The following is a 24,605-nucleotide window of genomic DNA, read 5'->3' as shown; positions in this document are numbered from 1 at the left end:
AACCGTTGTGCAAAAATTGAAGTCCGAGATGTGCGCATATGGATTGGGATGACGTCCGCATGTTCCTCGCCGTGGCTCGCACGGGGCAGATTCTCGCGGCCTCGAAGCGGCTTGGGGTCAACCATGCGACGCTGTCGCGGCGGGTGACGACGCTGGAGGAGCGGCTGAAAACCCGGCTGCTGGTGCGCCGCACCAATGGCTGCGAGCTGACGGCCCAAGGCGAAATCTTCCTGCATGCGGCCGAGCGCATGGAAACCGAGATGCTGCGCGCCCAGGCGAGTGTCGGCCATCTCGACAGCGCCATTACCGGCACGGTGCGCATCGGCGCGCCCGACGGCTTCGGCGTTTCCTTCCTCGCACCGCGCCTGGGACGGCTGATCGCGCGCTATCCGGAGCTGCGCATCCAGCTCGTGCCCGTCCCCCGCTCGTTCTCGCTGTCGCAGCGCGAGGCTGATATCGCCATCACGCTGGAACGTCCGGAACAGGGGCGGCTGATATCGTCCAAGCTGACCGACTACACGCTCGGTCTCTATGCCTCGAAGGCCTATCTCGACAAGGCCGGCCTGCCCGACAGCATCGAGGCGCTGAAACTGCATCCGCGCATCGGCTATGTCGAAGACCTGCTTTTTACCGCCTCGCTGAACTTCTCCGGCGAGATCATGCGCAGCTGGGACGCCTCCTTCGAAATCTCCACCTCCATCGGCCAGACGGAAGCGGTGCGCTCCGGCGCCGGCATCGGCATCCTGCACGACTATATCGCCCGCCAATATCCGGAACTGACCCGCATCCTGCCCGATATCTCGATCAAGCGCGCCTACTGGACGACCTATCACGAAAGTGCCCGCGATCTGGTGCGGGTTCGCACCGTCGCGGATTTTCTGCAGGAACTGGTGAGCGAAGAGCGGCGGATGTTTTTGTGAGTGTTACACCCGACACAACGCATGCTTCGGCAGCTCCTCGTTCTCATCGGGATTGGGCATAGGAATTTCATCCGGCAACCTGTCGGGATCCGGCTCCTCTATCGGCGGTTTTGGTGCCCAACCTGGATCGGGCATCGGCGGCATCTCGGGTATGGGCTCGCGTGGCACGGACATGCCAGTTCCTTCCGTCTTGTTGCTGATATTGGCTAACGGTCGGGAACAGGCAGGGTTCCATGGGAAGCCGGCAGTATGTCCTCGCCTTTTGAGACTTCCGGTTTCATTTGCGCATACGACCAACTCGTGCATAAGTAGAGAGATGGACTTTCATTTCATCCGAGCAGATTCCGAGGGAGCGCTTGATGTTGAAAGGCGGGGCATTTTTCACGGCGCTTGCCGTTGGTCTCAGCGCATGCACGACTGTCGACTTTTCGCAGCTGGCTCCGGCGACGCTAACTGGCAGCCTGTTCGTGATGTGGGTTGGAGAGGGCAATTCCAGCGGAGATGGCAAGTTCGTCTTCGTTCCCGATCCCGCCGATCCCCTGACGTTCCGCCGAGCTGATCGCTCCCTGCCCGGCGCCAAAATCCAGCCCGGCCTGATGTACACCGACGGTGGTTCCATTCCGAAGATCGCGCAGATCTTCAAGGGACTGTCGCCGTGGGGTTATGCACCGGCCTATATGATCCACGACTGGATGTTCACGGCGCACCATTGCATTGTCGATGGCGAGAATGACAAAAGGTTCGACCAGGTTCGCAACGTGTCATTCGAGGATTCCGCCAAAATACTCGGCGAGGCCATCCAGGGAATGGTGAAAGCGAACAAGGTTCAGCGAAATGATGTGGCCGGGACGGCCATCACCGCGGCGGTCGGCAGTGGCATTGCCAAGAACCTCTGGAACAAACCGGGCGCCTGCTCCGCCTCCAAGGTTAGCCCACAAGATATTGCGGCAGTCGAAAGAGCCATCCCCGGCGCCGCACAGCTCGCGGCCAGAAAGACATTCAGAGTTCCCCCGAGACTCCCGCAATACCCCCTCGCGGCCGTGCGACGATCGTGTCACGGATTACATTCTAGGAACATCTCCCGGTGGGTGCCAAGACGCGTGCGCCCAGATGGGGTCATACTGGACAAGGGCAAACCATGGTCTAATTATCTAGGGAACAGCTTGGGGAGTAAGGATGATGGCTGAGAAAAAGAAAACGAAGCAGGCCGAGAAAGAGCACAAGGAGCAGGACGACTATCTCGAGGAGGCGCTCGAAGAGACCTTTCCCGCGAGCGATCCGATCTCGCCGGGACATGTCGTGAAGAAGCCCGAAGGCAAGAAATAGCTCGCGGCCGATACCGGGGAGCCATGATCTCTTATCCATCATAGGAAGAAATGGTACGGTTGGGGGGTCTCGAACCTCCGACCTCAGGTGCCACAAACCTGCGCTCTAACCAACTGAGCTACAACCGCACATGCTCGCGTCGCCGCGAACGGGGGTGACATACGAGGACTTTGAAATTATTTCAAGTCCTATCTACCCGCAATATGAAAAAGCTGGGCATGATACCCGACTCTTGGGACGTCGCGCCTTCGGGCGAAGGCAAAAAGGGCGCTATGTGCCCTGGAATCAGAAGCGTCCCGTCTTCACAGCTTTCACCTGAAAACGGGACGCCTTGGCCTTGGGAGGCTTTTGGGGAGATTAGGCTACCTTGAACGAGGACATGGCCTTTTCAGCCGCATCCTTGGCCGGCTTTGCCAGCTTTTCAGCAACCTGCTTGGTGGTGTCCTGAATGGACTTGGCCTGCTCGACAGTCACTTCAGCCTGCTTGCGGATGAAGGAGGTCTGCAGTTCGAAGAGTTCGGCGACAGACTTGACGCGAAGCAGGGCTTCCATGTGCGCCAGCGAGCTTTCGGCATTGATGCGCAGCGCGTCGATGGCCTTGAGGCCGATCTCGACAGAGCCAGCTTGAGCCGTCTGCACGGTGGCTTCAACGGTCTTGCCGGCTTCTTCGGCGGCGGTCTTCATCTTGGCGAAGGCTTCCTTGGACTGTGCCGCGCCCTTTTCCGCGAAATCGCGGAAGGATTCGGAGAGCTTGGAAGGGTCGAATGCAGCCGTTGAAAAAACGTCGTCTTTCTTTACAGTAGCCATGATAACGCTCCTAGTGTGGGCCCTCCTCCGAGCGCCCTTCGTGAATGTGAGTGAGCCTTATATAATATAATTTATTGTGCAGTGCAACATATTTGTGCGCCGCACAACGCGTTAACCCTGCCACCCGAAAAACGGGCCATCCGCTGGACCTGAAACCGGGGCAGCGGTATTAATAAAGCGTTAAAGCAAGAGAGGCGGTCACGCCCGCAAAGCAGGTTGGAACATGCCCGCAGTCCAGTATCCATTCATTGACATCGCCGTGCACCCCCGCGTTCGGGAACGTTTTGCGCGCGGCGAAGCCATGGTGATGTTTTCGGCAGGCATGGATCGGGTTCTCTGGGCCAACGGCGCCGGCGCCAATCTCTTCGGCTATGACATCATTTACGACTTCCTCGACCAGGGACCGAAAGCCGGCGACGTCTCCTTCCGCCAGATCGAAGCGACGGCACGCGGGCTTGGCGCCATTGGCGACCAGCGCACCTTCCTGATCCGCATGGCCTCCGGTTTCCAGCGTGCCGTCGTCAACGCCGCCGTCGAAGTCATTCGCGTCCAGGCGGGCGAAGAGGCGATCCTGTTTTCCTCTCCGGTCTCGACCAAGCCGCTGGCCGCAATGGAAAGCGCCCGACGGATGATCGACGGCTTCGATGATCCCGACACGCACATGGCCGTGATCGGCCGCGACGGCGACGTCATCGCCGCGTCCGCCGGCTTCGAGGCCCTTGGCGTGACGCCGCACACCGCGAAAATGTTGACGACCATGGCGGGGGCACTGCCGGAACGGCTGATCAAGCGGCCGATCCCGACCGGCCGTGGCTATCTGCCCGCCGCCGTCGGCAAGCTGTCGGAAATCCCCGCTTTGCATCTGCTCTTCGTCGTCGAAACCGTGCTCGGTCATCTCGATCCAACCGAAAGCCCTGACACATCCGCCGCGCCGGCCGCAATCGCCAAGGTCGAGCCGGAGGCGGAAGAGGCACGCAACGAGCTTGAGATCGCACCGGTCGAGCCGACATCCACTCCCGACACAGCCCCTGCCGCGAACGCCGCGTCTCCCTCTGCCGATGTTCTCGACGCCGTAGCGGATATCGAGGAAGTCGAAGACGCGCCGGAAGACGTCAATGTCGATGAGACGACGCCCGCGGAATCCGATGCCGCAAGCGAGGATCTCGGCCAGTTGGCAACAATGGACGGCGCGACGCTGGAGCAGATCGAAGCAGCTGCGCATGCCGACAAACTGACGGACGAAACCGATGACGTGGTTGCGCCGATTGTCGCCGAAAGCCCAGTGGAGCACGAGGAAGCGAGCGCCGAGCCGGCTGCTCCAGAAAACGATGCAGTCGCGGAGGGCCGGCCGGAGGAATTCGCCTTCAGGCGCAATGGCCGCGCCACCCGCTTCGTCTGGAAGATCGACGCCGAAGGTCGCTTCAGCGAGGTTTCGCGTGAATTCGCCGAAGCAGTCGGGCCGCATGCCGCCCAGGTGACGGGCATTGCCTTCACCGACGTCGCCGCGCATTTCAATCTCGATCCCGACGGCAAGATCGCCGAGCTTCTGGCACGACGCGACACATGGTCCGGCCGAACGATCTACTGGCCGGTGGAAAACACTAGCCTGATGGTGCCGGTCGATCTCGCCGCCTTGCCGACCTATACGCGCAACCGCGACTTCGACGGCTTCAGGGGCTTCGGCGTCGTCCGTCTCTCGGACGCCATCGAAGATCCGATGAAGCTCGGATTGACGCTGGGAGCGGAAGAAGATCAAGCCGCTCCGGCGCCGGACACTACGGAAGAACCTGAGACGGCTCCGGCAATTGCCGAAGAAGCGCTGCAGTCCGTAGCGGAAGAACATGCTGCCGAAGGAGAGGAAACCGCTCCCGAGGCAACAGAGGAATCCGCTCTCGCGAGTGAAGAGCCGCCGGCGCTGACGATTGCCGAGACGCCGAACCGCCGCGAAACCGACAAGATCATCCAGCTCCACGAGCGGCGTTCCTCGATGCCGGGCGGCCTGTCGCTGAGCGAACAGGCAGCCTTCCGCGAGATCGCCCGTCAGCTTGAGCCCTTTGGCAAGCGCACCGATCAACCCGAAGAGGGCGCACAGCCGGAAGAAACCGCCGAAGCCGCTCCAAAGCCGAACGTGGCGGACGAGATCCTGTCCGGTACGACCGACGACAACATCGCCGAAGACCAGCCGCAGGACAAAATCGCGCTAGAGACCGACGCCGTCGTGCAGTCCGAACCGGAGCCTCTGGTTGAAGCCGAAAAGCCGGCGGAAGAAACCGCTCCCGACGCAGAAGCATCCAAGCCGGAAGAGCATCTCGATCCGCTGGGCGTCCTGAACACCGCCATCCCGTCGCGCGTGAAAATGCGCAATGGCCTGTCGGACGAGATCGTCGATCAACTGCCGCTCGCCATTCTCATCCACGCCGGCGACAGGCTGATCCATGGCAATCCGGAATTCCTGCGGTTGACGGGCTATGAGAGCCTCACTGACCTCGACCATGTTGGCGGGCTGGATGCGCTGCTGCAGCGCCATGACCTCGAAGGCAAGACCGAGCAGCCAGGCACGATGATGGTGGTGCGCGCCGACGACACGCTGGTGCCGGTCACCGCGCGGCTGCAATCGATCCGCTGGGAAGACGGCACAGCCTTGATGCTGGCGCTGATGCCGCTCGAAAAGAATGACGTCTCCGCATCGGAGCCTGTGCCCGAAGAGGCGCGGCCGGAGCGCATGATCGAAAAGCTTGGCAAGTTGCAGGTCGAAATCGAGGAGCTGCAGTCGACGCTGGAAACGGCAACGGACGGCGTCGTCATCATCGGTCAGGACGGCGAGATCCGTTCGATGAACCGCTCGGCAAGCGCCCTCTTCAACTTCGACGACCAGGAAACCCGCGGCAAACCTTTCGTTATGCTGTTTGCGCATGAGAGCCAGAAGGCCGTGCTCGATTACCTCAGCGGGCTCTCAGGCCATGGCGTGGCGAGCGTGCTGAATGACGGCCGTGAGGTCATGGGCCGCGAGGCGTCGGGCGGCTTCGTGCCGCTGTTCATGACCATGGGACGGCTGAACTCCTCCAACGGCTATTGCGCCGTCATCCGTGACATCACGCAATGGAAGCGCACCGAGGAAGAGTTGCGCAACGCCAAGCGCGCGGCGGAAACCGCCAATGCCCACAAGACGGACTTCCTTGCCCGCGTCAGCCATGAAATCCGCACGCCGCTCAACGCCATCATCGGCTTTTCCGACATGATGTCCGGCGAGCGCTTCGGGCCGATCGGCCATTCCCGCTATGTCGAATATGCGACCGACATCGGCCGCTCCGGCCGGCATGTGCTCGATATCGTCAACGATCTCCTGGATATCTCCAAGATCGAAGCCGGCGAGATGGACCTGGAATTTGCCTCCGTCGGCCTCAACGAGGCGATCGCCGAAGCCGTGTCGCTGGTGCAGCCGCAGGCCAACAGCCAGCGCGTCATCATTCGCACCGCGCTGTCGCAAGCCGTGCCGAACGTCGTCGCCGACCTGCGCTCGATCAAGCAGATCGCGCTCAATATCCTGTCGAACGCCATCCGCTTCACCCCATCCGGCGGCCAGATCGTGGTTTCCACCTCCTATGAGGGCAATGGCAGCGTGGTCATGCGCATCCGCGATACCGGCGTCGGCATGACCCGCTCGGAGCTGGAACAGGCGATGAAGCCCTTCCGCCAGGTGTCCACCAATTCCCGCAAACGCGGCGATGGCACCGGCCTGGGCCTGCCGCTGACCAAAGCCATGGTCGACGCCAACCGCGCGACCTTCGCGATCAACTCCTCGCCGAACGAGGGGACATTGGTGGAAGTCACCTTCCCGTCGCCGCGCGTGCTGGCGAATTGATTTTTGGTCCGTCAAATTAGCTGACGGCTGCTGCAAATCCGGAGCTTTGTCTCGCCGTTGGCGGGCGAGAAAGCAATTTTACGGGTTTGGGAATTGCCGTCCTATTGGCAGCCACCGACAGCAATTGTCTGTCCAAAGGCGAACACTTCGACCATCTTGGCACGTAAAACGGCTTAAATGGGCTGGAGAAAGACAGTTTTCTTCTTATTTCATTCGGGAGGGAATGGGAACCAGGAGCAAAAGGAGGACTACGCAATGGCAAAGAACACGATATGCGTATGGTACGACAAAGACGCAGAGGCCGCTGCCCACTTCTATGCCAAGACCTTTCCTGACAGCGCAGTCGGCGCCGTCATTCGTGCCCCTGGAACCTATCCTGCGGGCAAGCAGGGAGACGTCCTGGTTGTTGAGTTCACCGTTGCGGGCATTGCTTGCATCGGCCTGAACGGCGGTCCCGCAATCAAGCACAACGAAGCCTTCTCATTTCAAATCGCAACTGACGACCAGGAAGAGACAGACCGCTACTGGAACGCCATTGTCGACAATGGCGGCCGGGAAAAGGATTGTGGCTGGTGCGAGGACAAGTGGGGCATCTCCTGGCAGATCACACCGCGCGTCATGACCGAAGCGCTTGCGGCAGGCGGTGATCAAGCAAAGCGAGCTTTCGATGCGATGCTGACCATGAAGAAAATCGATGTCGGGGTGATCGAAGCCGCGCGGCGCGGGTGAATTGGGTTCTGGCTGCGATAGAGGGCTTTCGAGACAAAATCCGGTTTCTCAATATGCCGAGCCTTCGTCACCCCCCCTCTGTCACTTCGTGACATCTCCCCCACAAGGGGGAGATCATTGGGAGGATGCCGCACCGCCTAACAAAGCAATCATGCTTAGGTCTCTGCAGATGCGATGTTTGCCTGTGGCAAGAAGACGCCACGAGTCACCAATCTCCCCCTTGTGGGGGAGATGTCAGCCTCGCTGACAGAGGGGGGTGCTGCACTCTCAGGCGAGTTCAGCAGTTGAAGCCTATTCGCCGCGAGCCTTCACGGCCTTGCGCTTAGCGAAATTCGGCTTACCGGCTGGCGGACCGGCATCGCTTTTGGCGAAATTCGGCTTGCCCGGCTTCTTCACCCAGGGCTTCTTGTCGGAAGCGCCCTCGCCTGCCTGTGCCCGTTCCGGCTTGCGGTCGGATTTCCATTTCGGCTTGCTGTCGTCGTGCGGGCGCGCAGCCTTGTCGGCGAAGGGCTTTTTACCGTAGCCTCCCTCGCGCTTGGTCTGCGAAAAATCCGGGATGCCGGCGAGCGGCTTGACGCGGATGCCGCGTTCCAGAGCCTTGTCCGGACCGATCGCCGCCAGGAAGCGTTCTGCGCCTTCGGCCGAGAACTCGACGAAGGTTTCTTCCGGCTGCATCTTGATTGCGCCGATATCGCGCTTGGTCAGGTTGCCGTTGCGGCAGAGCATCGGGATCAGCCAGCGCGGCTCGGCATTCTGCTTGCGGCCGACAGAGAGCGACACCCAGACACCATCGGTGAAATCATTGCGGCCAGCGCCGGCGGACGCTTCGTCATACTGCGTGACCGGAAAATCGTCGCGGCGAGGCTTCTTGCGTTCACCCTCGGCTGGTGTGTCCTGCAGGTCTTCCGGCGCGGAATGACCGGCACGGTATTGACGCAGGAATGCGGCGGCGACCTGTTCGGCACCATGGCTCTGCAACAACTGCTGCACCAGGGACTGTTCGTCGTCATGCAACGGCGCGGAGAAGATCGGATCGGCGAGAAGACGTTCGTCGTCGCGCTGGCTGACTTCATCGGCCGACGGCGGCTTTGCCCAGGTGGCGCGGATGCGGGCTGCTTCCAGCAGGCGTTCGGTGCGGCGACGACCGCTGAGCGGCACGATCAGGGCGCTGACGCCCTTGCGGCCGGCGCGGCCGGTGCGGCCGCTACGATGCAGCAGCGTTTCCGGATTGGTCGGTATGTCGGCGTGAATCACCAGATCGAGGCCCGGCAAGTCGATGCCGCGAGCGGCGACGTCGGTGGCGATGCAGACGCGGGCACGACCGTCGCGCATGGCCTGGAGCGCATGCGTGCGCTCGCTCTGGCTGAGCTCGCCGGAGAGGGCAACGACGGAGAAGCCGCGATTGTTGAAGCGTGCCGTCAGATGATTGACCGCTGCGCGCGTCGAGCAGAAGACGATGGCATTCTGCGCTTCGTAGTAGCGCAGGACGTTGATGATGGCATTTTCCCTGTCGCTCGGCACGACCGTCAGCGCGCGATAGTCGATATCGACATGCTGCTTGGCTTCCGTGGCGCTGGCAATGCGGACAGCATCACGCTGGTAGTTCTCGGCAAGCTTGGCGATCGAGCGCGGCACGGTCGCCGAGAACATCATCGTGCGCCGTTCGGCCGACGACGTTTCGAGGATGAATTCGAGGTCTTCCCGGAAACCGAGATCAAGCATCTCGTCGGCCTCGTCCAAGACGACGGCCTTCAGCTTGGAAATATCGAGCGAGTTGCGGCGGATATGGTCGCAAAGGCGGCCCGGCGTTCCCACGACGATATGAGCGCCACGCTCCAGTGCCCGCTTTTCGGTACGCATGTCCATGCCGCCGACGCAGGAGACGATGGTAGCGCCCGTCAGCTCATAGAGCCATTCCAGTTCGCGCTGGACCTGCAGTGCCAGTTCGCGGGTCGGCGCGATCACCAGAGCCAGCGGTGTGCCAGCGCGGCCGAAGCGCTCGGCGCCTTCCAGCAGGGTCGGGGCCAGCGCCAGGCCGAAGGCTACCGTCTTACCGGAGCCGGTCTGGGCCGAAACCAATGCGTCCTTGCCAGCAAGGTCGGGATCGAGCATCGACTTTTGTACCGGCGTCAGCGTTTCGTAACCACGCTTTGCCAAAGCCTGTGCGATCGCCGGAACGATGCCTTCGAATTCGGTCATATCTTGTCTTTCGGAATTCTTCGCGCGCCAGGAGGCACGGATCATCGTGGCCCGCACGTCGCAAGCCTCTTCTTCAAGCGTGCACATACTTGGTCGGCGGGAGAATGTACAGAGCGGGCGTGTATTTGTGCAGCGCGAACGAAAAAAAGGCAGCGAATCGGGCTGCATTTGGCACTATTGCTGCCGAATGATGGCTCAAGTCAATCAAGGTCGCGCTTCAGAGACCTTGCAGCCCCAACTTGGATTTGGGCTTTGACCACCCTCCTTTAATGCCGGGTGGACGTTCCAAAGCCATCCTTCGCCCTTCAATTTTGAGAGAAGGTCAGCTCTTCAGTTCCTCCAGCCCCGCGAACAGATCCAGCGCTTCCGGATTGGCGAGCGCTTCCTTGTTTTTCACCGCCCGGCCATGAACGACATCGCGGACGGCGAGTTCGACGATCTTGCCGGACTTGGTGCGCGGGATGTCCGCGACGGCGATGATCTTGGCCGGAACATGTCGCGGCGAGGCGCCGGTGCGGATGCGCGTCTTCATCGCCTTGACGAGATCCTCCGTCAGCGCGGCACCCGCCGCCAGGCGCACGAACAGCACAACGCGCACGTCGTCATCCCAGTCCTGGCCGATGCAAAGCGCTTCCAGCACTTCCGGCATCTGTTCGACCTGATTGTAGATCTCCGCCGTGCCGATACGCACGCCGCCGGGATTGAGTGTCGCATCCGAGCGGCCATGGATGATCAGGCCGCCATGCTCGGTCCATTCGGCGAAATCGCCGTGGCACCAGACATTGTCGAAACGCTCGAAATAGGCGGCGTGATATTTGGCGCGGTCGGGATCGTTCCAGAACATCACCGGCATCGAGGGAAACGCCTTGGCGCAGACCAGTTCACCCTTTTCGCCGCGCACCGGCTTGCCGTCTTCGTTCCAGACATCGACGGCAAGGCCGAGACCCGCGCCCTGGATCTCGCCGCGCCAGACCGGCTGCAAGGGATTGCCGAGCACGAAGCAGGAGACAATGTCGGTGCCGCCCGAGATCGAGGCGAGCTGGATATCGTCCTTGATGCCCTCATAGACGAAGGTGAAGCCTTCCGGAGACAGCGGCGAGCCCGTGGAGGTCATCAATCTCAGGCTGGACAGATCGTGCGAGGTCTTCGGTGTCAGGCCGCCCTTGCGCACTGCATCGATATATTTGGCCGAGGTGCCGAACACGGCAAAACCCTCCTCCTGCGCATAGTCAAAGAGGATATTGCCGTCAGGGGAGAATGGCGAACCGTCGTAGAGGCAGAGGGTGGCGCCGGCGGCAAGCCCGGTTACCAGCCAGTTCCACATCATCCAGCCGCAGGTGGTGAAATAGAAGACCTTTTCGCCGGGAACGACGCCGCAATGCAGGCGATGCTCCTTGATCAATTGCAGCAATGCGCCGCCGGTGGAATGGACGATGCACTTCGGCACGCCCGTCGTGCCCGAGGAAAACAGAATGAACAGCGGATGCGCAAACGGCAGGGGCACGAATTCGACGGCCTTCGCCTCGAAAGGCGCGATGAAGGCGGACAACGTCTTGGCACCAGGGGTCACCGCCGCGACCGCATCGGCATCGCCGGCATAGGGAGTGATGACCGTCGGCGCGCCAAGCTGCTCTGCGATGGCGCCGACCTTCGCCGTCACGTCCTGCAATTTGCCCCCATACCAATAGCCACTGCAGGCGATGAAGAGTTTCGGCTCGATCTGGCCGAAGCGGTCCAACACGCCCTGCTCACCGAAATCGGGAGAACAGGAGGACCAGATGGCGCCGATCGAGGCGGCGGCCAACATGCAGGCAATGGTTTCCGGCATGTTCGGCATCATCGCGGCGACACGGTCGCCCTTGCCGATGCCGAGCGCGCGATAGGCCTGTTGCAGGCGTGATACCGTGGCCGAGAGCCGATCCCAGGACCAGCGATCACGCACCTTGTCTTCCCCCCAGAAGACCAGCGCATCGCCCTCACCGCTTTTCGATAGCAGGTTCTCGGCGAAATTCAGCTCGGCATCGGGAAAGAAGCGCGCCTCCAGCATCAGGTCGCCATTGATCAGCGCCCTTTCGCCGCGTTTTCCCTTGATGCCACAGAAATCCCACACTGCCGTCCAGAAGCTTTCGCGCTCGGTGATCGACCAGCTGTGCAGGCTGGCGAAATCGGAAAGCGACAGGTCAAAACGCCGGTTGCACTCCTCCATGAAGGCAAACATCGGGCTGTGACGTCGAAACTCGTCCGATGGAGTCCAGAGTGGTTGATTGTCTTGCATATGATCTCCCCCTGCTTTCGGTTTATATATCATGCTGCAACGCATTATAAAGTCACTGAGTCGTCCGTCTTCCCGCTGTACAATGTTTGCATCCGCCGATCATTTCCTATATCCGGCAAACACAGGCATATCAGCGCTATGAGTATGAAAGTCCCCGTGAGATCATGAGCACGTCGAGGAATAGGAAGTGGCGATTGACGATGCGATCGGCCTCGCGCTGGCTGCCGACCGTCGCGCGCACCTCCGGCGTCGTGCTGCTGACTATCCTCATCGTCTTTGTCGTCTTCAGGGCAACCGCCCCGTTCCTCATTTCCAGCGGACTGGTGCGCTCCGGTATCGAGAAGGCACTGTCGGACTGGACGGGATATCGCGCCCAGATCGAGGGTGACCCGACCCTGGAATTCTGGCCGACGCCGCGCGTGACGCTCAATCAGGTCACCATCCGCGAGCCGACGAAAAACGGCAAGGTTCTCGGGCATGTCGATAGTCTTTCGGCCGACTTCTCGCTGCTTACGGCGCTGCGTGGACGCGCGCATTTCCATGAGTTCCATTTCCTGCGGCCGACGCTCTATATCCGCCGCGACGAGACCGGCCTGATCGACTGGACGAACGAAGGGTTGTTGTCCAAGGCGATCGAGCGGGTGGAAACATCCGCCAACCAGGACATGCCCATGCGGAGGGAGCAGGATGCGGACATCGGCACTCTGACCATCGAGGACGGCAGTGTCGAGATGGCCGATGAGCGCACCGGCAATATCTACAAGATGAACAGCATCAATGCCGACATCGCCTGGCCACGGCTGTCCCGGCCGATGACGGCTGTCATCCTGGCGCGGCTCAACGGCCAGGACGTCAAGATCGATTTCAATTCCACCCAACCGCTGCTGCTTTTTGCCGGCAAGAGCGTGGATGCAAAGACGAGCTTTTCCTCACCGCTGATCAACTGGACCTATACCGGTGTCACCAGTATCTCCGATTTCTCGACGCTTGCCGGAAATCTGGATCTGAGCGTGCCTAACGTGCCCACATTCCTTGCTTGGAGCGGACAGCATCTGCCAGCCGCCAATACGCTGCAGAACGTCTCACTCAACGCCGATATCGTCGCGATCCAGAATGGCCTGCGTTTCAACAACCTGAACTTCAAGGTTAACGATTCCGCCGCGTCCGGCGTCATGGACTTGAGTTATACGACAGCCGGCAAGCCGAAGATTTCCGGCACGCTCGCCTTCGACCAGATGAACCTCAATCCATTCCTGGCGGCATTCTCCATGCGGCTAGCCGCCGATACCGCCATCGACGCGCTGCTCAACGGCAATCCTTTGCAGCGCCTCGACATGGATTTGCGGATGTCATCGAACAAGGCCTGGCTCGGCCCCTTCCAGTTCGATAATATCGGCGCCAGCCTGCTGGTAGCCGGCGGCAAGGCGAAATTCGACATCGGCGACAGCGGCTTCGAGGGCGGGGATCTGACCGCGCATCTGGAGGTCACGCAAGGCGACTTCGATGGCGGCGGCAAATTGCAGATATCCATCCGCAACGCCGATTTCGGTGGACTTTTCACTCGTCTCAAGCTCGTTGGTCCGCTGCCGATGACGACGGGATCGCTAGATCTCGCGCTCAGCACCTCGAAGCCGATCTGGGCCGCCAATCTCGGCGATGTCGCCGGCAAGATGAGTTTCACCGCACAGGCGGGCTCCTTCCGGCAATTCAACATCTCCGCCTTCCGCGCGCTTGCCGCCGACAAGGCTTTCTTTCGGATGAGCGATATCGCCGACACGGCCTTCGATTTCGACAGCCTTAATGTCGATGCAAGCTTCGCCAAGGGATCGGCCGAGGTTCACAGCGCGAAGATCACAGGGCGCAACGAGACGGTGACGCTGAACGGCGTCGTTCCCTTCCGCAGCAACGGGCTGGCGCTCTCTGGCGCCATCGAAGCGAGCAACCCCGCCGACAGCTCGGACCTGCCGATGCTGCCCTTCTTCATCGGCGGCACCTGGCCGGACCCGGTGATCTCCCCGGTCACGACGCTGCTGCAGAAGCCCGATCAGCCGCAGCCGTAAAACCCTCAGCCAGCCGCCGCAGCGTGCTCATCCCTCTGGCGCTGCACTTCGTAGCGCTTGGTGGCGATGGAAGCGCAGATGACACCGATGGCGACAATACCGACCAGAATAGTGCAGATCGCGTTGATTTCCGGCGTCACGCCAAGCTTTACCTGACTGTAGATCAGCATTGGCAGCGTCTTGGCGCCGGCGCCTGAGGCAAAGGTGGCGATCACGAGATCGTCGAGCGACAGCGTCAGCGCCAATACCCAGCCGGAAAACACGGCCGGCGCGATGATCGGCAACGTGATCTCGAAGAAAGTACGCACCGGCGGTGCGCCGAGATCCAGCGCTGCCTCCTCGATAGAGCGGTCGAAGGTCAGAAGCCTGGACTGCACAACGACGGCAACGAAGCACATGGTCAGCGTCGTATGCGCCATGACGATCGTCCAGAAACCACGGTCGACACCGGCGGTGACGAAGAACAGCAACAGCGACAGGCCGGTGATGACATCCGGCATGACCAGCGGCGCGTAGATCATGCCCGAAAACAGGATGCGGCCACGGAAGCGCGTGTAGCGTACCAGTGTCAGAGCCGCCAGCGTGCCAAGCACCGTGGCGACCGTCGCCGACAGAAGCGCGATGCGCACCGTCAGCCAGGCTGCACTTAGCATGGTGTCGTTGCTGAACAGATGCACATACCATTGCGTCGAGAAGCCGCCCCAGACCGTGACCAGGCGCGAGGAGTTGAAGGAATAGATGACCAGCAGCAGGATCGGCAGGTATAGGAACGCCAGGCCGAGCGTGACCGAGACGATGTTGAAACGGGACCAGCGGCTCATGGTCTATCTCCCTCTCTCTTCGGCTTTCGCCTGGAAATGCTGGAAGAAGACGATGGGCACCACCAGCACCAGCAGCAGGATCGTCGCCACGGCGGAGGCCAGCGGCCAGTCGGTGTTGCCATAGAACTCTGTCCACAGCACCTTGCCGATCATCAGCGTTTCGGAACCGCCGAGCAGATCCGGGATCACGAATTCGCCGACAGCCGGGATGAAGACCAGCATGCAGCCCGCAATTACGCCGGGGAGCGACAGCGGGAACGTCACGCGCCAGAAAGCACCGATCGCCGTGCAGCCGAGATCCTGCGCCGCCTCGATCAGCGTGCCGTCCATCTTTTCCAGCGCGGAATAGAGCGGCAGCACCATGAACGGCAGGTAGGAATAGACCATGCCGATATAGACGGCGGCGTTGGTGTTGAGGATCACCAGTGGCTCGTGGATGATACCGAGCCCCATCAGCAGCTGGTTCAGGAGACCGGTGGTGCTGAGGATCGACATCCAGGAATAGACGCGGATCAGGAAGCTCGTCCAGAACGGCAGGATCACCAGCATCAGCAGCGTCGGGCGGATGGTGCGCGGCGCCTGCGCCATGCCATAGGCGATGGGATAGGCGATGAGCAGCGTCAGGAGCGTCGAGATGCCGGCGATCTTGAGGCTGCCGAGATAGGCGTTCATGTAGAGCGGATCGCCGGCCAACCATGTGTAGTTGTCGAACGACATGGTCTGCAGCTTGTCCCACCAGTCGCTGAAACTATCCGACCAGTTGAAGGACGGATCATAGGGCGGGATGGACAGCGCCTTTGTCGACAGCGAGATGCGGAAGACGATCAGGAACGGCACGAGGAAGAAGAGCAGCAGCCAGACATAGGGGATGATGATGACGAGGCGCTGGTAGAGGGAGGAACCGAGCGATTTCATGATCAATCCTTCAGCAGCACGCCAGCGTTTTCATCGAAGGAGACCCAGACATTCTGGTCGTAGGCGAAGGGCTCTTCCACCGCGCGGACCGCATTCAGCGATGAGGCCTTGACCACCTGGCCGTTCTTCAGCTTGACGTGAAAGACCGTCATGTCGCCGAGATAGGCGATGTCCCAGATCTCGCCTTCGGCGGCGTTAACCGAGGCGTTGGCGGGCGGGCGCGGCGTGATCCTGAGTTTCTCCGGTCGAATGGCGAGACTGGCGCGACTTCCCTCCGCCGGCGTGTCACCGGATGCGATGCGCAGCACGATGGAGGGATCGACCGCGATCTCGATGATCCCCGAACGGGCCGAGGTCACATTACCCTCGAGAATATTCACATCGCCGATAAAGTCGGCGACGAAGCGCGAGTTGGGAGCCTCGTAAATCTCCGCAGGCGTCGCTATCTGCGCCACCTTGCCATGGCTCATGACAGCGATGCGGTCGGCCATGGTCATCGCCTCCTCCTGGTCGTGGGTGACGACGACGAAGGTGAGGCCGAGGCTCTGCTGCAGGTCCATCAACTCGAACTGGGTCTCCTCGCGCAGCTTCTTGTCGAGTGCGCCGAGCGGCTCGTCGAGCAGCAGCACCTTCGGGCGCTTGGCAAGCGAGCGGGCAAGCGCCACGCGCTGACGCTGACCACCGGAAAGCTGATGCGGCTTGCGCTTGGCGAATTGCTCCAGCTTGACCAGCTTCAGCATCTGCGCGACGCGCTCATCAATCTCCGCCTTCGGCATGCCGTCCTGGCGCAGCCCGAAGGCGATGTTCTTTTCCACCGTCATATGCGGGAAGAGAGCATAGGACTGGAACATCATGTTGACGGGGCGGCGATAGGGCGGCGTACCGGCAAGGCTCTGGCCGTCGAGGATGATCTCGCCCGTCGTCGGTTGCTCGAAGCCCGCCAGCATGCGCAGCAGCGTGGACTTGCCGCAGCCGGAAGCACCGAGCAGGGCGAAGAATTCGCGGTTGTAGATATCCAGCGAAAGATTGTCGACGGCGACGAAATCGCCGAACTTCTTCGTGACGTTCTTGAAGGAAATATAAGGCTTTGCCGATGGGTCGGTCCACGGAGCAAAGGAACGTCGGATATTACCGAGAGATTTCATTATCTATCCCCAAATGAACGGATGTTGCGCCAGCTCTTCCCCACCCGGCGCGGTCCTGATCTTTACGCTATGCCGCCAAAAAAAAGACCCGGACTTTGCCGTCCGGGCCTGCTTTGAAATTATTGGCCAGTGGTGACTTTCGTCCACAGGCGCGTCGCCACACGCTGCGCTTTCGGATCCCATGGCTTCAGGGTGTAAAGGTTTTTCGTGACCTCTTCCGTCGGATAGACGGACGGATCCTCCAGCACTTCCTTGCTCACGAATTGCTGGGACGCCTTGTTGCCATTCGCGTAAGCCGTGAAGTTGCTGGCCTTGGCGATGACTTCCGGCTTCATCATGTAGTTGATGAACGCGTGCGCTTCGGCGACATGCGGCGCATCGGCCGGGATCGCCATCACGTCGAACCACATCTGCGCACCCTTTTTCGGGATCGAATAGCTGATATTGATGCCATTCTTGGCCTCGGCTGCGCGGTTGCGCGCCTGCAGCACGTCACCGGAATAACCGAAGGCAAGGCAGATATCGCCGTTTGCCAGCGCGTTGATATATTCCGACGAATGGAATTTGCGGACATTGGGGCGAACCGCCGTCAGCAGGTCCTCGGCCTTCTTCAGGTCGTCGGCCTTGGTCGAATTCGGATCGAGGCCGAGATAGCGCAGCGCCGCCGGGATGACGTCCGTTGGAGAGTCCAGCATGTAGATGCCGCAATCCTTGAACTTGGCAGCCAGCGCCGGATCGAAGATCACGTTGATATCAGGCGCCTCGTCCGTGCCGAGGATCTGCTTCACCTTGTCGACATTATAGCCGACGCCGCTGGTGCCCCACATGTAGTCGACGGCATATTGGTTGCCGGGATCGTAGGCCGCGATCCGCTGCTGCACGGTGTCCCACATGTTGGAAATATTCGGCAGTTTCGACTTGTCGAGCTTCTGGAAGACGCCGGCTTTGATCTGGCGCTGCAGGAAGTAGGCGGTCGGCACGACGACGTCATAGCCGGTCTTGCCCGCAAGCAGCTTGGTTTCCAGCGTTTCGTTGGCATCGAAGGTGTCGTAGACGACCTTGATGCCGGTTTCCTTGGTGAAATCGGCCAGGATCGAATCATCGATGTAATCCGACCAGTTGTAGACGTTGACAACCTTGTCTTCCGCCTGGGCAGCCGTCACCAGCGAAACAGCCGCAAAAGCAGTTGCCGCGAGCCGTGCGAACATGGACTTCATGGTCTCTCCTGTTTTGTTCAAGGGCATCCTGACGACACCCAACCCTCTGTTTTTCCCGCCAGACTAGAAAGGAATTCCAAAGGCCACAAGGGGGAAAAGTAAGCCCCTATGAGCTTTCACGGATTTAGGCGGGAACGGGGGGGGCGGCACGACCAACCGACTGGAGGCGGGCCTTGCCGTCCCCGACTTCCGGTTTTCAAACATAGGTCGGACGATTGCCCGCGAAGAGATCGGCATGGCTCTTCAGCAGCCGGGTCATGCGGTCGACCACGGTGCGTATCTCACGGCGATGGCGGTCGGTATCGTTCATGACGATCCATTGCCCGTGACGCAAGGCGGCGACCTCCTCGCCGACCCGCTCCAGCCGAGGCTCCAGATCGCCGACGAAACAGGGAAGAACGGCGATGCCCGCTCCCGCAAGGACAAGGTCGTGCAGCGAGCGCGGCCGGCTGACCGTCACCGCGATCGCCTCGCGCTCATTCTGATGCGGCCAGCGCAAATAGGCGGAAATCGCCTCTTCTTCCGCAACAGCGATCCAGCGCCTAGGCCCGGCGAAACGCATATTGCGCGCCTGATAGGCGGCATAGGCGACATCGCCGGTCTTGATCGCCGCAAGATTGGCCTCCTCCGGCTCGAAGGCGCGGATACCGATATCGCTTTCGCGGTGGGTGAGGCTGGCGCGGCGTTCGGCGATTTGCAGATCGACGCGGAAGCCGTCCCGTTCCGAACAGATCGACGGCATGTTCTGGCTGAGCACCCAGGCGACCCAGGTGCCCGCCGTAATCCGGACGACGGCCGCGCCCTGCGCGTCGCGCTGCCAGCTATCCACCTTGCGGGCGGCCGCCTCCATGTCGAGCAGCTGATCGAACAATTCCTGGCCGTCGCCGGTCAGCGCATATCCGGTCTGGCTGCGCTGAAAGAGCGGGCGACCAACCTGGCTCTCCAGCTCCAGCATGCGCCGGCCGATCGTCGCCGGGCTTAATCCGCTCGACGAAACGGCACCCGTCAGCCCGCCGCCGCGGGCGACATCGAGGAAAAGCTGATAGGCATCCCAAGTCGAATTTTTCATAATTGAAAAAGATAAGGCAGAAGTGGCTGTATATAAAGCAATTTTTTATGTGTAATTGAAGGGATGCCTTTCAACGTGGAGACTTCCCATGCTCGACAGCATCATTATTGCCAACGCCATCCAACTTCGGGACCAATACCGTCTTGGACGATCGAGCCTCAGCGAGGACGAATTCTATCAGGTGCACGGTCACAACTCCTATGTTGTGTTCGCCTGGTTCGGAAATATCCTCGATCGCACCTACGCATGGCTCAAAACAAAAAAGGCGGACCGGCTCAATGTCAGCCGATCCGCCTGTGATAGCGACGCTTACTGCGGTCAGGCAGCGTCTGCCCGCTGATAGCTCATGCCTTGACTGCTTTCGATCTTGAACTGCTGGATGAGGTAGAGCAGCGCGTCCGCCTCGGAGGCCAGTTCCCGGCTGGCCGCCGTGGTCTCCTCGACCATCCCAGCGTTCTTCTGCGTCATCTGGTCCATATGGTTGACGGAGGCATTGACCTCCTGCAGGGCGCTTGCCTGATCGTGGCTGGCGCGGGCGATCATCTCCACATGCTGGCTGATGGTGACGATCTGACCGCTGATCTGCGCCAGCACCGAGCCGGCCTGCTGCACGAATTGCGAGCCGGAATTGACCTCCTGGGTCGATTTGTTGATCAGCCCTTTGATCTCCTTCGCGGCGGCGGCGGAGCGCTGGGCCAGTTCGCGCACTTCCATGGCAACGACCGCAAAGCCCTTGCCGGCGTCACCGGCGCGAGCGGCCTCGATGCCGGCGTTCAACGCCAGAAGGTTGGTCTGGAAGGCGATCTCGTCGATGACGCCGATGATCTGCTCGATCTTGCGAGACGCATCCTCGATACGCGTCATGGCGTCGATGGCGTTGCCGACGACGACGGAGCTGTCATCGGCGCTGCGCTTGGCTTCGCGCACAATCGCATCCGCATCCTTGGCCCGCTCGGCGGACGAGCGGACGGTGACGGTGATCTCGTCGACGGCGGCAGCGGTCTGCTCCAAGGAGGCCGCCTGCTGTTCCGTGCGTTTCGACAGGTCCTCGGCGGAGGCAGCCATCTGGTTGCCGTTGGTCTGGATCATCTCGACATTGTCGCGCACCTGGCTGATCGTCTGCTGCAGGCGCGACAGCGAACTGTTGAAATCCTGGCGGAGCTGTTCGAGACGACCGATGAAAGGCGTCTCGATGGTCGAGGAAATATCGCCCTGCGCCAGACGTTCGAGGCCGGCGGCAAGCTCGCTGACGGCGTAATCGATCTGGCGATCGAGCTCGCGCTTTTCGGCATCGTTGCGCTGGCGTTCGTGGTCGGCGGCAGCGCGCTCCTCGTCGCTCTGCTCCTCGATACGGATTTTCGAGATCGCATTTTCCTTGAAGATGCCGAGCGCGCGGGCCATGTCGCCGATTTCGTCATGGCGCTTTTCGCCGGAGATCGTGGTCTCCAGCATGCCATCGGCAATACGGCGCATGGCGGCGGTGATCTGGCCGATCGGGCGCTGCAAGGTCAGCACCAGCGCAATGCCGCCGGCAACCGAGAGGATGATGCCAAGCGTGGTGGCGAGGATCGAGATATAATTTGCCTGCTCACGCTCGGTTCCGGCGCTCTGCTTTTGTGTTTCGGCAAAGGCGGTGAGCTGGCCCCAGACCTGATCGAGCTGCTGGCGCGCGACGGCATATTCCGCGACGCGCTGGGTCGACGTATTGACCAGTTGGTCGCCACCATCCTCGATCGCCTTGAGGGCGGGGCGGATGGCCGCATCGATACCATCGATGAAATCCATGCCCTTGGCGCTTTGCTTCATCGTGTCCATGGCACCGCGGAGCTTGAAGACCTCCTGCCGCAGACGACCCAGATTATCCTTGCTGGTATTGGCCAGGAACTCGCCAAGCACGAGCTGCAGCGAATAGATCGAGCCCTGGAGACGGCGGGTATCCTGAAGAACCGAGTTGGTCTGAACAACCTTGGCGTCCATATCCACGAAGGTCGTTGTCGCCTGGCGCATCATCTGCGTCGCAGCCAACTGTGTATAGGTCGAGGTCTGGCGGAAGCGGGAGAGAAGCCGGGTGATACTGGCAATCGTGTCGTCGGTCGGGACATCCGCGCTTTCGGTGAAGGCGGTCAGGTCCTTGATCGTGCCGATGACAGATTGCACCACGCTCTTCTGGTTCTGCGGAAGAGCAAGATTGATCGAGCGTTGCGCCTTGTTCAGATCAGGCAACCGGTCCTTGAGCAACTTGACCTTGTCGGCAGGTGTTGCGGCCTTGTTGAAATCCTCGGCAACGGCAACGAGCTGATCGCCACCCTTCAGCAGGCGATCGGCCGACCGCAGCGTCGTGGTCGCGGCTGCCTGATCTTGGCGCATCTGGTCTTCGAGCTGCTGCCCGTTGAAATCGACGTTGAAACGGGCCTTGATCAGCGCTCTCTGGGCATCATCGATCACCTTGCGGAAATCGACCTCCTGTTCGTGCAGCGTCCAGAGCTTGGCGACCTCATTCGCCATGGCGGCGGTCTTGGTCGTCGCGTCCGTCAGATTGTCGCGGCCATCCGCATTTTCGGCGAGCTGGCCGAGCGTCGAATCGAGAACGCCCTTCTGTGATTTGATATCCTCATACAGCTTGTCACGCTGCTGTTCGTTGGTGATGCGCAGGAAGTCATCCATCGAGCCGTAGAGATTCTTGAAGCCCGTCAGCGATTGCAGCACGCTGTTGGAGATTTCCATGCGTCCCTGCAGCAGGCCGGAAGCATAGAGCCCGGTGAGGCCGACGGCGGAAATGCTGATGACAAACGGCAGAACGAAGATCAGAACCTTCGTCTTGATCTTGAAACGGGACAGTATCTTGTCAATGAACATCGTGGCTCTGGCCTCTCACACACCGCTCCCCCCTGCCCGCGCCTGCACAGCGCTGACCGGATGCATAGTCTTCAATCTTGAGATGTTCGCAGACGGGGTCCTGAACGACGTCAGGAGGCAATCATTGCTTCTGCTTCACGTTGTGGAAGCGGCCCCAGAAAATCTGCGCAGATTGTGAGTTTGATAGATTAATTTTCGGATAAGGAGAGATAGCGAGCCCTTGCACGAGGGTGGGCACAAGAAAACGGCTGATGCGATAGGTCAGCCGAAACAAGGCGTGGCGCATTTGCGCAAGTCGTTCGCCGGGGAAACGGCGAAATCAGTCGATCATGCCGACGATATCAGAAGCCGCGCATCGCCAGGTATGCGAGGCAGGCCGCCGTGGCACCGGTTGCGAGCATCAGCAGCCTGACGGCTACCAGCTTGGCATTGTCACGGGTTTGAGCAATTGCAATGGCGCGAGCGCGACGTTGTGTTCTGTTCATGAGCCGATATCCCATTTTCGCACTGACACGATAACCGGCAACAGGCCGTTCCGGCAACAGGCAATCTAGAAAATAAAGATGTAGGAAATGAAAACGCCAAAACCAGAGGTTAGCCAAAATTGCCGCACCTTCGGACTTTTGCTCAAAAGTGCGGAACCCGGTGGGTCTATTTCTACTTCAGCAACTCGGCAATCGCCGGGTCGGTCGCCATTTCAGCGGCGGTCTTGCCGGAAGACGACTTGATGCTCTTGTCGGCTCCATCCTTCAACAGCGCCTTGACGATGGCCGGATCCTCTTGTTGCGCCGCCATGTGCAACGGTGTCCAGCCATCATAATCACCGCGCGCATTGACGTCGGCGCCCTTGGAAACCAGGAGATCGACCATGCCGGCCGGGCCGTAATAGGCGGCGGTGTGCAGCGGGTACCAGCCTTCGGTAGTCTTCATGTCCAGCTTGGCGCCGCAGGCGAGCATCTTCTTGACGACATCGCCCTTCTTGTCGCGGATCGCCAGCGCGAAATTGGTGTCGCCGCCCACATCCTGACCGTTCGGATCCAGCTTCTTGCATGCCGCAGATACAGCATTGGCGTCCGATGCCGTGGCAGCAAACATGCCAAGGGACACGATCAAGGCTGCCGCCATGCCAGGAAGAGTTGCCGATCGAAATGTCCGGGTCTTGAACGTCATCATCGCCTCCATCGAATAGTGTCGTCGTTGGAGATGCTCCTTGCCTGCTTCGCGATCTATTGGCAAGGCCGCCTCAAGCCGCCTCACCGGCGACATGGCCGGAGGCCCAGGCCCACTGGAAATTATAGCCGCCAAGCCAGCCGGTGACGTCGACGCATTCGCCAATGAAGAAGAGGCCGGGGATGGTTTTCACCTGCATCGTCTTGGAATCGAGACAGGTGGTGTCGACGCCGCCAAGCGTGACTTCCGCCGTTCTATAGCCTTCCGAGCCCGATGGCTTGACCGGCCAGGCCTGGACGGCGGCGGCAAGCTGCTGCAATCGTTTGTCGCCCTGGTCAGCCATGTTGCCCGACATGCCCTCGCCCTCGGCGAAATGCTGCGCCAGCCGTTTCGGCAGGATTTCCGCCAAAGCCGTCTGCGCCGATTGCCGTCCGTTGGCCTGGCGCGCCGCCTTCAACATGATGAAGACATCCACATCGGGCTCGATCGCCACCGTGATCTCGTCCCCTTCCCGCCAATAGGACGAAATCTGCAGGATCGCCGGGCCGCTCAGGCCCCGATGGGTAAAGAGCAGGGCTTCGCGGAACGCCGTCTTGCCATGGCGAATTTCGACCGGCGCGGCGATGCCGGAAAGCGGCGCCAGACGTTGCAGCAATTGCGGATCGAGAGTCAGCGGCACCAGACCAGGACGCGTCTCGATGAGCGGCAGGCCGAATTGCTCCGCGATGCGATAGGCAAAGCCGGTGGCACCCATCTTCGGGATCGACTTGCCACCGGTGGCAACGACCAGCGAGGCCGCCTCGAAGGTGCCGCCCGAGGTGGTGATGCGGTAGCCGCCACCGGCGATAGGCTCGATCGCGTTGATTTCCGTGCGCAGCCGCAAATCCACGCCGGCTGACCGCATCTCGTCGGTCAGCATGCGGATGATATCTTTGGCGCTGTCGTCGCAGAAGAGCTGGCCGAGCGTCTTTTCATGCCAGGCGATGCCGTGGCTCTCGACCATCGCGAGAAAATCCTTGGGGCTGAAGCGCGCCAGGGCCGACTTGGCGAAATGCGGATTGGCGGAAAGGAAATTCTTCGGGCCGGCATGGATATTGGTGAAATTGCAGCGCCCGCCGCCGGAAATGCGGATCTTATCGCCCGGTGCGGCGGCATGATCGAGCACGAGGACGGAGCGCCCGCGCCGGCCGGCGCGAATGGCGCACATCATGCCCGCAGCACCCGCGCCGAGAAC

At 60.8% G+C, this 24,605-nt stretch carries 19 protein-coding genes and 1 tRNA gene; 7 read left to right on the top strand and 13 right to left on the bottom strand.

The genetic code is table 11. From position 1 onward, the window contains the following. Positions 1–38 precede the first annotated feature (38 nt). The 3 genes from HB780_RS29240 (at position 39) to HB780_RS29230 (ending at position 2,246) form a co-directional block, all read left to right on the top strand. The gene (locus tag HB780_RS29240; RefSeq protein WP_183691463.1) at positions 39–920 is read left to right on the top strand and encodes a LysR family transcriptional regulator; all 882 of its coding nucleotides are present in this window, start codon (positions 39–41) and stop codon (positions 918–920) included. A gap of 359 nt (positions 921–1,279) precedes the next feature. Further along, positions 1,280–2,107 (top strand): hypothetical protein, encoded by an 828-nt coding sequence (locus HB780_RS29235; RefSeq protein WP_183691462.1) that lies wholly within the window; start codon positions 1,280–1,282, stop codon positions 2,105–2,107. Continuing rightward, on the top strand, positions 2,097–2,246 hold the full coding sequence (locus tag HB780_RS29230) for a hypothetical protein (protein WP_183691460.1): 150 nt from the start codon (positions 2,097–2,099) through the stop codon (positions 2,244–2,246). Before HB780_RS29235 ends, HB780_RS29230 begins: the two co-directional genes overlap by 11 nt. 51 nt (positions 2,247–2,297) lie before the next feature. Here HB780_RS29230 and HB780_RS29225 read toward each other — a convergent pair. Both HB780_RS29225 and HB780_RS29220 read right to left on the bottom strand, forming a co-directional pair. Further along, positions 2,298–2,374, bottom strand: a tRNA-His gene (locus HB780_RS29225). Positions 2,375–2,603: 229 nt separating this feature from the next. Then, positions 2,604–3,053 (bottom strand): phasin, encoded by a 450-nt coding sequence (locus HB780_RS29220; protein WP_183691458.1) that lies wholly within the window; start codon positions 3,051–3,053, stop codon positions 2,604–2,606. A gap of 223 nt (positions 3,054–3,276) precedes the next feature. Here HB780_RS29220 and HB780_RS29215 point away from each other — a divergent pair, with 223 nt between their 5' ends. Together HB780_RS29215 and HB780_RS29210 are read left to right on the top strand one after the other, a co-directional pair. Next, positions 3,277–6,915 carry an ATP-binding protein gene (locus HB780_RS29215; protein WP_183691456.1) on the top strand — a complete coding sequence of 1,213 codons (3,639 nt, stop codon included), beginning with the start codon at positions 3,277–3,279 and terminating at the stop codon, positions 6,913–6,915. A 255-nt stretch (positions 6,916–7,170) separates the two neighbouring features. Further along, the gene (locus HB780_RS29210) at positions 7,171–7,644 is read left to right on the top strand and encodes a VOC family protein (protein WP_183697595.1); all 474 of its coding nucleotides are present in this window, start codon (positions 7,171–7,173) and stop codon (positions 7,642–7,644) included. 291 nt (positions 7,645–7,935) lie between these two features. Here HB780_RS29210 and HB780_RS29205 read toward each other — a convergent pair whose 3' ends face one another. Next, a complete protein-coding gene (locus HB780_RS29205) occupies positions 7,936–9,843 on the bottom strand; it encodes a DEAD/DEAH box helicase (protein WP_183691454.1) in 1,908 nt (635 codons plus the stop codon). 322 nt (positions 9,844–10,165) lie between these two features. Next, entirely contained in the window at positions 10,166–12,118 is a 1,953-nt protein-coding gene (locus tag HB780_RS29200; RefSeq protein WP_183691452.1) for an acetoacetate--CoA ligase, read from the bottom strand. Positions 12,119–12,282: 164 nt separating this feature from the next. Here HB780_RS29200 and HB780_RS29195 point away from each other — a divergent pair, with 164 nt between their 5' ends. Next, on the top strand, positions 12,283–14,178 hold the full coding sequence (locus HB780_RS29195) for an AsmA family protein (protein ID WP_183691450.1): 1,896 nt from the start codon (positions 12,283–12,285) through the stop codon (positions 14,176–14,178). 5 nt (positions 14,179–14,183) lie between these two features. Here the strand turns inward: HB780_RS29195 and HB780_RS29190 are convergent, their stop codons facing one another. From HB780_RS29190 to HB780_RS29170, 5 genes are all read right to left on the bottom strand, one after another. After that, positions 14,184–14,999: an ABC transporter permease subunit gene (locus HB780_RS29190; RefSeq protein WP_183691448.1), complete on the bottom strand. Its 816-nt coding sequence runs from the start codon at positions 14,997–14,999 to the stop codon at positions 14,184–14,186. Positions 15,000–15,002: 3 nt separating this feature from the next. Next, complete coding sequence (locus HB780_RS29185) at positions 15,003–15,914, bottom strand: ABC transporter permease subunit (protein ID WP_183691446.1); 912 nt, start codon at positions 15,912–15,914, stop codon at positions 15,003–15,005. A gap of 2 nt (positions 15,915–15,916) precedes the next feature. Continuing rightward, positions 15,917–17,059, bottom strand: a complete 1,143-nt coding sequence (locus tag HB780_RS29180) for an ABC transporter ATP-binding protein (RefSeq protein WP_183691444.1) — start codon at positions 17,057–17,059, stop codon at positions 15,917–15,919. A 119-nt stretch (positions 17,060–17,178) separates the two neighbouring features. Then, positions 17,179–18,267 (bottom strand): polyamine ABC transporter substrate-binding protein, encoded by a 1,089-nt coding sequence (locus tag HB780_RS29175; protein WP_286203197.1) that lies wholly within the window; start codon positions 18,265–18,267, stop codon positions 17,179–17,181. A gap of 205 nt (positions 18,268–18,472) precedes the next feature. Beyond that, complete coding sequence (locus HB780_RS29170) at positions 18,473–19,345, bottom strand: LysR family transcriptional regulator (protein WP_183691439.1); 873 nt, start codon at positions 19,343–19,345, stop codon at positions 18,473–18,475. 88 nt (positions 19,346–19,433) lie between these two features. Here HB780_RS29170 and HB780_RS29165 point away from each other — a divergent pair, with 88 nt between their 5' ends. After that, positions 19,434–19,685 carry a hypothetical protein gene (locus tag HB780_RS29165; protein WP_183691437.1) on the top strand — a complete coding sequence of 84 codons (252 nt, stop codon included), beginning with the start codon at positions 19,434–19,436 and terminating at the stop codon, positions 19,683–19,685. On the opposite strand, the gene HB780_RS29160 is transcribed toward HB780_RS29165, so the two are convergent. From HB780_RS29160 to HB780_RS29145, 4 genes are all read right to left on the bottom strand, one after another. Next, a complete protein-coding gene (locus tag HB780_RS29160) occupies positions 19,664–22,201 on the bottom strand; it encodes a methyl-accepting chemotaxis protein (protein ID WP_183691435.1) in 2,538 nt (845 codons plus the stop codon). The two genes, HB780_RS29165 and HB780_RS29160, sit on opposite strands and share 22 nt — an antisense overlap. 341 nt (positions 22,202–22,542) lie before the next feature. Further along, complete coding sequence (locus HB780_RS29155; protein ID WP_183691433.1) at positions 22,543–22,686, bottom strand: hypothetical protein; 144 nt, start codon at positions 22,684–22,686, stop codon at positions 22,543–22,545. Between the two features lie 172 nt (positions 22,687–22,858). Then, positions 22,859–23,371: an ankyrin repeat domain-containing protein gene (locus tag HB780_RS29150; protein ID WP_183691431.1), complete on the bottom strand. Its 513-nt coding sequence runs from the start codon at positions 23,369–23,371 to the stop codon at positions 22,859–22,861. A 73-nt stretch (positions 23,372–23,444) separates the two neighbouring features. Further along, positions 23,445–24,581, bottom strand: a complete 1,137-nt coding sequence (locus HB780_RS29145) for a BaiN/RdsA family NAD(P)/FAD-dependent oxidoreductase (RefSeq protein ID WP_286203196.1) — start codon at positions 24,579–24,581, stop codon at positions 23,445–23,447. Positions 24,582–24,605 lie beyond the last annotated feature (24 nt).

The organism is Rhizobium lusitanum, assembly GCF_014189535.1.
Lineage (GTDB): Bacteria > Pseudomonadota > Alphaproteobacteria > Rhizobiales > Rhizobiaceae > Rhizobium > Rhizobium lusitanum_C.
This window is presented reverse-complemented; position numbering and strand designations above follow the sequence as displayed.